The sequence below is a fragment of the Streptomyces katrae genome, from assembly GCF_002028425.1.
Lineage (GTDB): Bacteria > Actinomycetota > Actinomycetes > Streptomycetales > Streptomycetaceae > Streptomyces > Streptomyces katrae_A.
Genome location: NZ_CP020042.1, coordinates 5,629,426 through 5,640,635, shown reverse-complemented (window position 1 = coordinate 5,640,635; position 11,210 = coordinate 5,629,426). Strand labels below are relative to the sequence as shown.

9 protein-coding genes are annotated in these 11,210 nt (G+C 74.4%); 4 read left to right on the top strand and 5 right to left on the bottom strand.

Features of this window, described 5'->3' with window-relative positions:
• Positions 1 to 148: 148 nt before the first annotated feature.
• Complete coding sequence (locus tag B4U46_RS25880; protein ID WP_079430064.1) at positions 149 to 382, top strand: DUF397 domain-containing protein; 234 nt, start codon at positions 149 to 151, stop codon at positions 380 to 382.
• Positions 383 to 482: 100 nt separating this feature from the next.
• Here the strand turns inward: B4U46_RS25880 and B4U46_RS25875 are convergent, their stop codons facing one another.
• From B4U46_RS25875 to eccB, 4 genes are all read right to left on the bottom strand, one after another.
• The gene (locus B4U46_RS25875; protein ID WP_079430063.1) at positions 483 to 794 is read right to left on the bottom strand and encodes a WXG100 family type VII secretion target; all 312 of its coding nucleotides are present in this window, start codon (positions 792 to 794) and stop codon (positions 483 to 485) included.
• 56 nt (positions 795 to 850) lie between these two features.
• Positions 851 to 1,171 carry a WXG100 family type VII secretion target gene (locus B4U46_RS25870; RefSeq protein ID WP_079430062.1) on the bottom strand — a complete coding sequence of 107 codons (321 nt, stop codon included), beginning with the start codon at positions 1,169 to 1,171 and terminating at the stop codon, positions 851 to 853.
• 151 nt (positions 1,172 to 1,322) lie between these two features.
• Positions 1,323 to 2,534 (bottom strand): type VII secretion-associated serine protease mycosin, encoded by a 1,212-nt coding sequence (mycP, locus tag B4U46_RS25865; RefSeq protein WP_079430061.1) that lies wholly within the window; start codon positions 2,532 to 2,534, stop codon positions 1,323 to 1,325.
• 15 nt (positions 2,535 to 2,549) lie between these two features.
• Positions 2,550 to 4,130, bottom strand: a complete 1,581-nt coding sequence (gene eccB / locus B4U46_RS25860; protein WP_079430060.1) for a type VII secretion protein EccB — start codon at positions 4,128 to 4,130, stop codon at positions 2,550 to 2,552.
• Positions 4,131 to 4,312: 182 nt separating this feature from the next.
• On the opposite strand from eccB, the gene eccE reads away from it, so the two are divergent.
• From eccE to B4U46_RS40690, 3 genes are all read left to right on the top strand, one after another.
• Positions 4,313 to 5,614 carry a type VII secretion protein EccE gene (gene eccE / locus B4U46_RS25855; RefSeq protein WP_398908042.1) on the top strand — a complete coding sequence of 434 codons (1,302 nt, stop codon included), beginning with the start codon at positions 4,313 to 4,315 and terminating at the stop codon, positions 5,612 to 5,614.
• Between the two features lie 79 nt (positions 5,615 to 5,693).
• Positions 5,694 to 6,449, top strand: a complete 756-nt coding sequence (locus tag B4U46_RS25850) for a hypothetical protein (protein ID WP_420543181.1) — start codon at positions 5,694 to 5,696, stop codon at positions 6,447 to 6,449.
• 671 nt (positions 6,450 to 7,120) lie between these two features.
• A complete protein-coding gene (locus tag B4U46_RS40690) occupies positions 7,121 to 10,132 on the top strand; it encodes an SCO5717 family growth-regulating ATPase (protein ID WP_257790366.1) in 3,012 nt (1,003 codons plus the stop codon).
• A 68-nt stretch (positions 10,133 to 10,200) separates the two neighbouring features.
• Here B4U46_RS40690 and B4U46_RS25840 read toward each other — a convergent pair whose 3' ends face one another.
• Complete coding sequence (locus tag B4U46_RS25840) at positions 10,201 to 11,160, bottom strand: bifunctional riboflavin kinase/FAD synthetase (protein ID WP_079430057.1); 960 nt, start codon at positions 11,158 to 11,160, stop codon at positions 10,201 to 10,203.
• Positions 11,161 to 11,210 lie beyond the last annotated feature (50 nt).

The window sequence follows — 11,210 nt, the reverse complement described above, 5'->3', positions numbered from 1 at the left end:
CCGGGGGGTGCGGGGTGGCGGCCGGGGGGTGCGGGGTGGCGGCCGGGGTTTCGATTTCCGGCGGAAACGGCCCCGGGGGGCGGGCCCTCACCGATAATCGGCTGCGAAGACCGAGCAGCACCGCACGACCGACGGGAAGGGCCGCATCATGGGCACCCAGCAGGAGAAGGACGAGCTGTACGCGCTCGACATCAGTGACGTCGAGTGGCAGGGGCCGCCCGGGACCAGCCCGGACGAGGAGCGGGTGGAGATCGCCAAGCTGCCCGAGGGCGCGGTGGCGATGCGGTCGTCCCTGGACCGTGAGACGGTGCTGCGCTACACGGCGGCCGAGTGGGAGGCGTTCGTGCTCGGGGCCCGGGACGGGGAGTTCGACCTCACCTGAGGGGTGTGGGAGCCGTACGAAGGGGGGCGCGCCCGGTGCGGGCGCGCCCCCCCTTCGTACGTCATGTGTACGGAGCTCGGGCGCTCAGGCGCTCAGGCGCTCAGAAGGCCTCGGTGAACAGGCGGGAGGCCTTCACGTCGGTCGCGCGGTAGGCGCCCTTGCCGTGCTCGATGAGCCGGGCCGCTTCCTCGAGCTTCTTCTGCATGTGGTCGGCGCGGGCGTGGTACTTCTTCTGGAGGGCCACGTACTCGCGGTGCGCCTCACCGTCCCAGGTGTCGGTGACGACCTTCACGGCCGCCTCCATCTCCTCCAGGTCCTTGATGATGTTCCGGGAGACGACGCGGATGCGGTCCGCCATCTGCTGGACGCTTTCGTACCGTACCCGGGTGTGGCCGTCGTTGTTGCCGGACATGCTCTTCTCCTTCGGCTGGCGTGCGGGGGCTGCGCGGATCCCGTCGGGGAGCCGGCTCAGAGGTCGTCGAGGCCCGACTTCCCGAGCTTGGCGAATTCCGCGCGCACTTCCTCGTCCTGGGCATTGGTGAGGTTCTTGGTCTGCGAGACGGCGTTGTGCAGCACGCCCAGCAGGCGGCGGATCGCGTCGTGGTCCTCGTTCAGCTGCGACTGGGCCGTGGTGAACCCGTCGGCACCGACACCCGTCCACCCCGCCGCGGCGGTGGCCAGGATGTCGGCCAGCTCGCGCGACTGGCTGGACACGGCGTCGGCCGTCTCGGAGATCTTGTTGGCCGCCTTGACGACCGGATCGTCGGCAAGTCCGAAATTGTCAGTCATCCGAAGCTCCTCACTTCTCAATTCCCCGCATGAACCAGGGGATCACGGGACGGAGCGGCCCGTCCGGGCGCGGATTCGAGCCGCGCGCACCGGAGTTCCCCCTCCGCCTCACGCCCCTCCCCCGATCACAGTCGTGAAGCCTGCGGCCACTCTAGCCAGTTCGACCGGCACGCCCAACACTGCGGCGGGCCTCGCGCACGACGGCGGCGGTCACGGCGATGACCGCGATGAGCAGCCCGGTGACGCCGAGGGCGTACGTGCCGATCCGTTCGTCGCGCTCCTGCGCGGTCTCGGTGAGCGGCAGGGGCACCGCCTGCGGGGCCGCCGCCGGGGGCGGGCCCGGGTCCGGGACCGGGGCCCGGGGGGCCTCGCGGTCCTGGGTGAGCGCGCGGACGGGGTCCACGACGCCCCAGCCCACGTAGTCGTCGCGGCCCTTGACGGACCGCTCGGCGGTGTTCTGGATCTGCCAGACCACCTGCTGCGCGGTCCAGTCCGGGTGCTTGGCGAGCAGGAGGGCGGCGACGCCGGCAACGTAGGGGGCGGAGAAGCTGGTGCCGTTGTCGATGCACTGCCCGAAGCCGGGGACGGTGGAGACCATGTCGACGCCGGGGGCGGCGATGCCGATGAAGTCGCCGGGCTGGGAGAACGCCGCGCGCTCGTTGTTGCGGTCGGAGGAGGCGACCGCGAGGACTCCTGGGAAGGCGGCCGGGTAGGTCCTGCGCTTCTCGCCGCTCAGCCCGTCGTTGCCGGCGGAGGCGATGACCACGGCCTTGGCGTCCAGGGCCCGCTGGACCGCCTTGGCGAGGTCGGAGTCGGCGGTCAGGGGGGCGTCGGTGTCCTGGGAGATGTTGATCACCTGGGCGCCCTTGGCGACGGCGTGGTCGATGGCCTGGGCGAGGGTGGCCGCGTTGCCGTTGCCCTGGCCGTCGTTCTGCCGGATGGGGATGACGGTGGCCTCGGGGGCCAGGCCGACGAAGCCGGTGCCCTGCTGGGGGCGGGCCGCGATCAGTCCGGCGACCTTGGTGCCGTGGCCGACGGTGTCGTTGGTGCCGTCACCGCCCTTGGGGTCGAGGAAATCGCGGCCCGCGCTGGTGTCGAGGGCGCCGGCCAGCTGGGGGTTGGCGCGGTCGACGCCGGTGTCGATGACCGCGACGCGGACGCCCTTGCCCCTGGTCTGCGCCCACAGGGCGTCGAAGGTGAGGCGCTGGAGGGCCCAGGGGCGGTCGGCGATCTGCTTCTTCATGGGGAAGGTGCACTCGCCTGCGCCGGCGGGGCCCAGGGCGTATGCGGCGGGGGGCGCCGATACGAGGGCGAGGGTGAGCGCGGCCAGGGGCAGGGCGGCGGCGCGGGAGGGCTGGGGCACGGCCGGTGTCCTCACTCAGGAACCCTGGGGCTGGCGGGCGGAGTTGGTGTCCAGGCGGGGGCCCTTGGAGAGGAACTCCGACCAGGCGATGGGCACCAGCGCGGGGACGACGCCGCCGTAGCCGAGCCGGACCTGCGCCTGGCTGGGTTCGGGCCGGCCGTCACCGGCCGCGCCCGGGGCCTGCGGGTCGGGGGCGCCGATCTTCGACTGCTCGGCGTCACTGTCGCCGTTGGCCTGTACGGCGTAGCGCAGGCCGGTGTCGGTGACCAGGAACAGGGCGCCGCCCGCGTTGGCCTGGCGGCCCTGGACCTGGGTGTAGAGGAGGCCGGTGCCGGGGGTGACGTACGAGCTGGTGCCGCTGGCGGTGATGTCGACGGGGAAGCCGGTACCGGCCCAGGTGCTCAGCGTCTGGTTGCCCTGGGAGTCGACGGAGCGCAGGACGTTGCAGACGGTGTCGCGCTGCTCGCCGGCCGGGGCGGAGCCGGGCGCGGCCGCGACCCGGTTGACCTGGGCGGCGCGCTTGCGGGGCCAGCGGGCCTCGTCCTTGAAGGCGCCGGCGTCGGGGTTCAGGGCCTGGAGGTCGACCTCGTGGGCCTTGCCGTGCATGTCGAGGCCGTCGGTCGCGGGTGCGGAGATCAGCAGCCAGGCGACGAACTCCGAGACCGGGGCGACCCGGTCGGGCAGCACGACGTAGTGCTGGGTCCCGGAGCCGGTCTGGGCGGTCAGCACCATCCCGACCCGGTTGTCGGCGCTGCCCAGCCCCTGGACGGAGGCGGGGGCGCCGGCGGTGCCGGGCAGCTGGGGGAAGCCCAGCTCGTCACCGGAGTTGAGGGTGGCCAGCCACTCCTCGGTGACCGGCTGGGGGGTCGCTCCGGTGCCGACGAGCGCCGTGGTCAGGGTGGCGGAGTCGGGCCGGCCCTCGGGGAACTTGTACTTCGTGCCCGCCGAGTCGACCAGGTAGCGCTCCTTGGCGCCGCCGGTGCTCTGCACGTACAGCACCTGGGTGTCGGTGGTGCGGTGCGCGTCGTCCAGCAGGCCCGCCTCACGGTCGGCGAGGACGAAGGCGGCCGTCTGCACGCCGCGGTTGTTGCCGCCGGGCTGCTGGCAGACGGCCCAGCGCTTGGCCTTCGCCGCGTCCGCCTTCGCGGGGAGCCGGTCGGGGGCGTAGGGGATGCCGATGATGGGGCCGCGCGGGGGCTTGCCGGCGTCCAGCAGCTTGTCGTCGACCTGGACGACCTTGGACTTCTGCGGGTCGAGGAGGAGCCGCGCCGAGGCCAGGTTCAGGACGGGGTGGAGCCGGGTCTGGTCCTTGCCGTTGATCTTGGTGGTGAGGACCACGTACCGGGTCGTCGACTGCTTGCCGACGATGACCATGGCTCCGGGCTCGTCCCAGCCCTTGGGCGCCTGGGGTTTGAACATGCCCCAGGCGCCGAAGCCGGCGACCAGGAGGGCGCCGACGACCACGCCGGGCAGGACGGTACGCAGCGGCCGGGGCGCGCCCTCCTCGGTTCCGGTGGCGGAGGGCTGGAGGAAGGCGGCCACCGTGCGCCGCTTCGCAAAGGTGTATGCGTTGAGCTCGTCGCGCCGTGACGCCATGACCGCCTGTTCCTCCCCGCACGGCCCGGTCGGTGGGGCCGCTCCCGGGCCCCTGGTTGTCGGACCGGGGACCTACTATGCCTCTTGACGGAGGATCGGCTGGTGTTGGGGTGGAGGCGGACGGGAGGTTCCGCCGTCGCGCGGCCGAGGCCGTACGGTGACCGGAGTTCTTTGTTCTGCCCATGAGTTGGGGAGGTGCGCCAGTGGGGGCCACCGCGACGGTGCCACAGGCGGCCGAGGCCGCGACGACCGGGCGCGGCGGGGTCACACCGCATCCGAGGCCGAGCCCCGGCCGGTTCGGGCCGTTCCGACTGCAACAGCTCGTGCTCCTGCAGCTCGCCGCCGCCGCGCTGCTCGTGGCCTGGGTGGTGGAGCCGCTGCTGCTGGTGCCCGCCGGAGCGGTCGCGCTGGCCCTGGTGCTGCTCGCCCTCGTACGGCGCCACCAGCGCTCCCTGCCGGAGTGGATCGGCGGCGTGCTCGCGCTGCGGGCCCGGCGGCGCAGGGCCGCGGCCGCCACCGTGCCCGCGGGCACCGAGCCGGGGCTGGCACCGCTGGTCGAGGCCGATCCGGCGCTGCGGACGACGGCGTTCGGCGGCCGGGACCGGCGGCCGGTCGGGCTGGTCGGCGACGGGACGTTCCTGACGGCGGTGGTGCAGGTCGACATGGACGCCACCGCGCTGCGGCCTGAGCGCACGGCGCGTCCGCTGCCGCTGTCCGCGGTGCGGGACGTCCTGGAGGTCGACGGGATCCGGCTGGAGTCGGCGCAGCTGGTGCAGCACACCCAGCCGGCGCCCGCCCCGCACCTGCCGGCGCAGTCGATGGCCGCGCGCAACTACGCCCCGCTCCAGGCGCGGACGGGGACCCCGGCGGTGCGTCTGACGTGGATCGCCCTCAAGCTCGACCCGGAGCTGTGCCCCGAGGCGGTGGCCGCCCGCGGCGGAGGGCTCGTGGGGGCGCAGCGGTGTGTGGTGCGGGCGGCGGACCAGCTGGTGAGCCGGCTGACCGGGGCGGGGTTCCGGGCCACGGTGCTGACGGAGCAGGAGCTGACGGGCGCGCTGGCGACCTCGTCGTGCGCGAACCCGATGGCGATCACCCAGGCCGGGCGGTCGGCGAGCACCGGCCGGCGTACGGAGGAGACCCCGCGCACCTGGCGCTGCGACGACCGGCGGCACACCACCTACTGGATAGCCCGCTGGCCGCAGCTGGGGGGCGGTGCCGGGGCGGCGCTGCCGCAACTGGCGGCGCTGCTGACGTCGCTGCCCGCGCTGGCGACGAACTTCAGCCTGACGATGGCCCCGGCCGGGCGGCAGGGCGTGGCGCTGACGGGACACGTACGGGTGACGGGGCGCAGCGACGAGGAACTCGTCGCGGCCCGGCGGGAGCTCGAGCGGACGGCCCGGGGGGTGCGGACCGGTCTGGTCCGGCTGGACCGGGAGCAGGTACCTGGGCTGCTGGCTTCGCTGCCGTTGGGTGGGGCTCGGTGAGGGGGGTGGGGGTGGGGGTGGTTGTGGGGTTGGTTGTGGGTGTGGGTGCGGGTGCGGTTGTCGGTGCGGGTGCGGGTGTCTGTGCGGGTGCGGGTGTGGGTCTGGGTGTAGACGGTGTGGTTTGGGGTGGGGTGCAGTGAGGGGCGGGTTCGGGCTGGTGGGGCCGCGGCGGGAGCGGCACGTGGTGCCCGCGGCGGATCTGGATGTGCTGGCGGTGCCCGTCGGGGACGACGGGGTCGTCATCGGCGTGGACGCCGAGGGGCGGTCGGCGGTGCTGGGCGTGAACCGGCCCACCCCGTACGAAGTCACGCTGATCGGCGGCCTGTGGACGGCCCAGGTGCTGGCGTTGCGCACCGCCGCCACCGGGGCCCGGGTCGCGGTGGAGACGGGGCGCGCGCAGGTGTGGAACGAGCTGGCCCGGGCGGCCGGTGGCGGCCAGCAGTGCGTGACCCTGCACGAGGTTGGCCGCGTACCGCCGCAGGGTGCGTCTGCGGGCAGTCCGGTGCTGGTGGTCCGGGACTGCGGGATGCGGCCGCCGCGGGGGCGGGTGGTGGCGGGGCCGTGGCAGTCGGTGCTGACCCTGCTGCCGTACCTGAGCCCGACGGCGCCCCGGCTGCTGCGGAACTCCGCGCTGGTCGGGGTCCAGCGGGTGTCCCCGGACGAGGCGGAGCAGGTGGGCGCGCTGATGCGGCTGCCGAGGGCGGCGGTGGACTCGCTGCCGACGCTGGGGGACGGGGTGACGCTGTGGTGCACGCCCCGGGACCGGAAGTTCGTCATGACGCAGGCGACGGAAACGGAGACGGGGCTGTTGGGGGCGGCGCGGCGGATCGACTGAGGCGGGGGGCGTGGACTGGGCGGACGGTTCGCCAGCGGGGCGGTCTCAGGGAGGGGTTGGGGGTTTCCCGTCCGTCTCATCGTCCTTCCGCGGCGGGCCGCCCCGTCAAGGGCGCTCCCTTCGGTCGCGTCGCTTCGCGATCGCCTGCGGCGACCCTTGACAGGGCAGCCCGCCGCGAAAAGCCGAAGACTGCCGGGAAACCCCCAAAAGGACGGCACGGTCCTACCTTGACCATCCGGCTCCCTCAGCGAGCAGGCGGGGTGGTCGGGGGCCGACAGACCGGGCGTCCGGGCCGACGTCAGTCCTTTGCGGGGCCGCCCTCCGCATCGGATCGCTACGCGCTTCTCTCGTTCGGCGTCCGCCGGCCGTCCTGGGTGGCGGCCCCGTGCGCCCCGGCAACCAACTGCCGGGAGTGGTCGTCTGGGGAAGGGCGGGGATGTGATGTCCGGCTGCCGGATGTGTGGGGGTGGTGTGGATGCTGTCGCATCACGTCGGCGGGAGGGTGGCCGCCCGGCGGGCGGTGACGGTTGCCCAGGGCCCGGGGGGCCTGTAGGCAGGTGGTGTGGGGGCGCGACCTCCGGGGCTTTCGAGCACGGAGCGCGATTAGGCTGAGTGCGGGCGCGGCGTCTTATGTGGGCGCCTGACCGGTGTTCAACAGACCAGGAGGATCAGTGAGCGGCGATCGGAACGAGAGGCGCGGCGGGACGTGGGATGTCCCGACGGACGATCAGTCCGACGCGGAGCCCGATGTGACGGGCGAGTTCACCATCGACTACACCCCGCCGGCCTGGTACACGCAGAGCCCGCCGCCCGCGCCCGCTGCGGGGGTGCCGGGGCTGCCCGAGGGCAGCGGCTTCGAGCCCCACCGGCCGGCGGACGTGGTCTCGCCTCCGACGATGCGGATCGCTCCGCCGGGGCCGCGCGGCGACGCCGGTTCGCCGGGCGCGCCGTTGCCGGGGGCCGAGCCGGGCGCGGCCGCGCCTTCGGCGGCCTTCCCTGGGGGTGCAGGTGACGCGGCCGGCGCCGCGGCGTCCGGTGCGTTGCCGAGGCCTCCTGGTGCCGGGTCCGTTGCCTCCTCTGCGGCGGCGTTCCCTGGGGGTGCTGGCGCCGGGTCGGTTGACGCGGCGCCGGGTGCGATCCCGGCGGGTGCGGGTGCCGGGGCGGCTGGCGCGGCGCCGGGTGCGATCCCGGCCGATGCCGGTGCCGGGGCGGTGGACGCGGCACCGGGTGCGTTCCCCGGGGGTGCCGAGGTGGCTGGTACGGGGTCGGGTGCGATCCCGGCCGGTGCCCGTGCCGGTGCGGTTGACGCGGCGCCGGGTGCGATCCCCGGCGGTGCCGAGGTGGCTGGTGCGGCGTCGGGTGCGATCCCGGCGGGTGCCGGTGGGGCGGGCGGGGATGCTCAGCCTGAGGCTGCTGCGCCGTTCGCCGTGCCGACTGTGCCGCCGCTGTCCGTGTCGGCCGATCCCGTGTTCCCGGCTGCCGCCGATGCGGCTGCGGCTGGCGGACCGTTCTCGGCCGCTCAGGAGGCTGGCGCGGCCGCCCCGGCCGACGCCGCTCCCGGGTTGCCGGTGGCTCCCGCCCCGGCCTTCCCGGGTGGGCAGGAGCCTGCGGCCGGGCAGGCTGCCCTCGGCGAGAGCGCCCCTGGCCTCCCGGCCGGGGCGGCGGATTCGGTCCCGGCCTTCCCGGGTGCCCGGCCGCCTGCGGCTCTTGTGGCAGTAGCGCCGCCCGCGGACGCGGTGCCGGTGGCTCCGGGCGCAGACGCGCACGCTGTGGTCTCGGGTGGGCAGCCGCCTGCGGCTCCTGTCGTACCGGCACCGGCCGCCGATGCGCCGGGGAACCCGGGGGGTGCGGCGGAGCCCGTCGATGCTGTGCCCGGGGTACCGGTTGTCCAGCAGTCCGGACCCGTGGATGCCGTCCCGGGGTTCCCTCCGGCCGTGCCCGCCGACGCTGCGGCCCCGGCCGTGGCGGGGGGTGCGCCGGGGGCGTTCGGCGGTTCCGGCGGGGAGCCGGCCGGCGATGCCGTTCCGGGTGGTGGGCTGCCCGGTCAGGGGGGTGCGGACGGGGGGCGGACTGCCACTCCGGCGGACGGGGTGGCCGTTCCGGGAGGCGCGGCGCTGCCGCCGCTGCCGCCCGCCTTCGCCTCCGGTGCGCCCCAGGGGTACGGGTTCCCGCCGCCCGCTGCGCAGCAGTCGCCGCAGCCGTACGGGGCGCCGCAGGACGCCGCGCCGCAGGGTGCCGCGCCGCAGGGTGCCGCGCCGCAGGACGCCGCGCCGCAGGGGTACGGGTTCCCGCCGCCCGCCGCGCAGCAGCCGCAGCCGTACGGGGTGCCGCAGGATGCCGCCCCTCAGGACGCCGCGCCCCAGGGGTACGGGTTCCCGCAGCAGCCGCAGGGGGCTCAGGCGCCGCAGGGGTACGGGTTCCCGCCGCCCGCTGCGCAGCAGCCGCCGCAGCCGCAGCCGCAACCGTACGGGGTGCCGCCGCAGCAGGCGCAGCCTCCGCAGGGGCCGTACCAGCAGCAGCCGCATGGTCAGGGGCCCGGTGCGCCGCTGGGGTACACCGCTGCCGTCGAGCTGTCCTCCGACCGGCTGATCCGTGCCAAGCAGAAGCCCCGGCCGGCCCGCTCCGGGTTCCGGTTCGGCGGCAAGGCCGCCGAGGCCGACCGCCAGCGCAAGCTGGAGCTGATCCGGACGCCGGTGATGTCCTGCTACCGGATCGCCGTGATCAGCCTCAAGGGCGGTGTCGGCAAGACCACGACGACCACCGCCCTCGGCGCCACGCTGGCCACCGAGCGGCAGGACAAGATCCTGGCCATCGACGCGAACCCCGACGCCGGCACCCTCGGCCGCCGCGTCCGCCGCGAGACCGGTGCGACGATCCGGGACCTGGTGCAGGCGATCCCGTACCTGCACTCGTACATGGACATCCGGCGGTTCACCTCGCAGGCGCCCTCCGGGCTGGAGATCATCGCCAACGACGTGGACCCGGCGGTCTCGACGACCTTCAACGACGAGGACTACCGCCGCGTCATAGAGACGCTCGGCCGCCAGTACCCGATCATCCTCACCGACTCGGGCACCGGGCTCCTCTACTCCGCCATGCGGGGGGTCCTGGACCTGGCCGATCAGCTGATCATCATCTCCACGCCGTCTGTGGACGGCGCGAGCAGTGCGAGCACCACGCTCGACTGGCTCTCCGCCCACGGTTACGCGGATCTCGTCTCACGCTCGATCACCGTCATCTCCGGGGTCCGCGAGACCGCCAAGATGATCAAGGTCGAGGACATCGTGCAGCACTTCGAGACCCGCTGCCGGGGTGTCGTCGTGGTGCCCTTCGACGAGCACCTGGCGGCCGGCGCCGAGGTGGACCTCGATCTGATGCGGCCCAAGACCCGGGAGGCGTACTTCAACCTCTCCGCCCTGGTCGCGGAGGACTTCGTGCGGGCCCAGCAGCAGAACGCGCAGGCGCAGTGGGGCGCCCCGCAGCAGCCCCAGCAGTACGCCCCGGCCCAGCAGCCGCAGCCTCATGCGCAGCCGCCCCAGCAGCCCCAGCAGCCCCAGCAGCCCCAGGGGCCGTACCAGCAGCCGTACGGGCAGCAGCCCTACCCGCAGGCCGGCCAGCCCTGGCCGCAGGCCCCGGCCCCGCAGCAGCCCGGGCAGCCCCCGCGCGATCCGCGGCTCGGCTGAGCGAACGCCGGAGGGCCCCTACCGTCCCGGGACGGTAGGGGCCCTCCGGTATGACAGGGGCTGACGGGCTAGCGGCGTGCCGTGTCGAAGGCGTCCGTCAGGGCGCGCGCCCGCTTCACGTCGTCCGCGATGGCCTCCAGCAGCCCGTCGAGCGACTCGAACTTCGCCATCCCGCGCACGTACGCGAGGAAGTCCACCGACACCTGCTTGCCGTACAGGTCGAGCCCGACGCGGTCGATCGCGTACGCCTCCACGGTCCGCTCGGTCGCGTCGAACTGCACGTTCGTGCCGACCGAGATCGCCGCCGGCATCCGCTCGCCGTCCGCCGTCAGCCACCCCGCGTAGACCCCGTCGGCCGGGATCGCGGTGTGCGGCGCCGTCTCCACGTTGGCCGTGGGGTAGCCGAGTTCGCGCCCGCGCTGCGCACCGCGCACCACGACGCCCTCGACCCGGTGGGGGCGGCCCAGGATCTCGGCGGCGCCCTCCATGTCCCCCTCGGCGACGAGCCGGCGGGCCAGGGTGGAGGAGAACGGCACACCGCCGCCCGCCTCGCCGCGTTCGACCAGGTCCACGACCTCGACCTCGTAGTCGTAGGTGGAGCCCAGCTCGCGCAGGAAGTCGACGTTCCCGGCGGCCCGGTGGCCGAAGCGGAAGTTCGGGCCCTCGATGACGGCGCGCGCGTGCAGCTTGTCGACCAGGACCTTGACGATGAAGTCGGCCGGGGACAGCTGGGAGAACTCCGCCGTGAAGGGCAGGATCAGCAGCGCGTCGACGCCGAGGCCGGCCATCAGTTCGGCGCGGCGGTCGTACGGGGCCAGGATCGGCGGGTGGCTGCCGGGGCGGACCACCTCGCTCGGGTGCGGGCTGAAGGTCACGACGACCGAGGGCACGCCCAGGGCGCGGGCCTTCGCCACGGCCCGTCCGATGATCAGCTGGTGTCCGCGGTGCACACCGTCGTAGGAGCCGATGGTGACGACGCTGCGTCCCCAGTCCTGGGGGATGTCCTCCAAGCCACGCCAGCGCTGCACTGTGACCGCTCCTCGCCCGAATCCTTGTAGTCCCTGTACCGGATTGCCGA

What these genes read in the sequence shown, in the direction of transcription:
- B4U46_RS25880 (WP_079430064.1), top strand. Translation starts at nt 149, where the DNA reads ATGGGCACCCAGCAGGAGAAGGACGAGCTGTACGCGCTCGACATCAGT.
- B4U46_RS25875 (WP_079430063.1), bottom strand. Translation starts at nt 794, where the DNA reads ATGTCCGGCAACAACGACGGCCACACCCGGGTACGGTACGAAAGCGTC.
- B4U46_RS25870 (WP_079430062.1), bottom strand. Translation starts at nt 1,171, where the DNA reads ATGACTGACAATTTCGGACTTGCCGACGATCCGGTCGTCAAGGCGGCC.
- eccB (WP_079430060.1), bottom strand. Translation starts at nt 4,130, where the DNA reads ATGGCGTCACGGCGCGACGAGCTCAACGCATACACCTTTGCGAAGCGG.
- eccE (WP_398908042.1), top strand. Translation starts at nt 4,313, where the DNA reads ATGAGTTGGGGAGGTGCGCCAGTGGGGGCCACCGCGACGGTGCCACAG.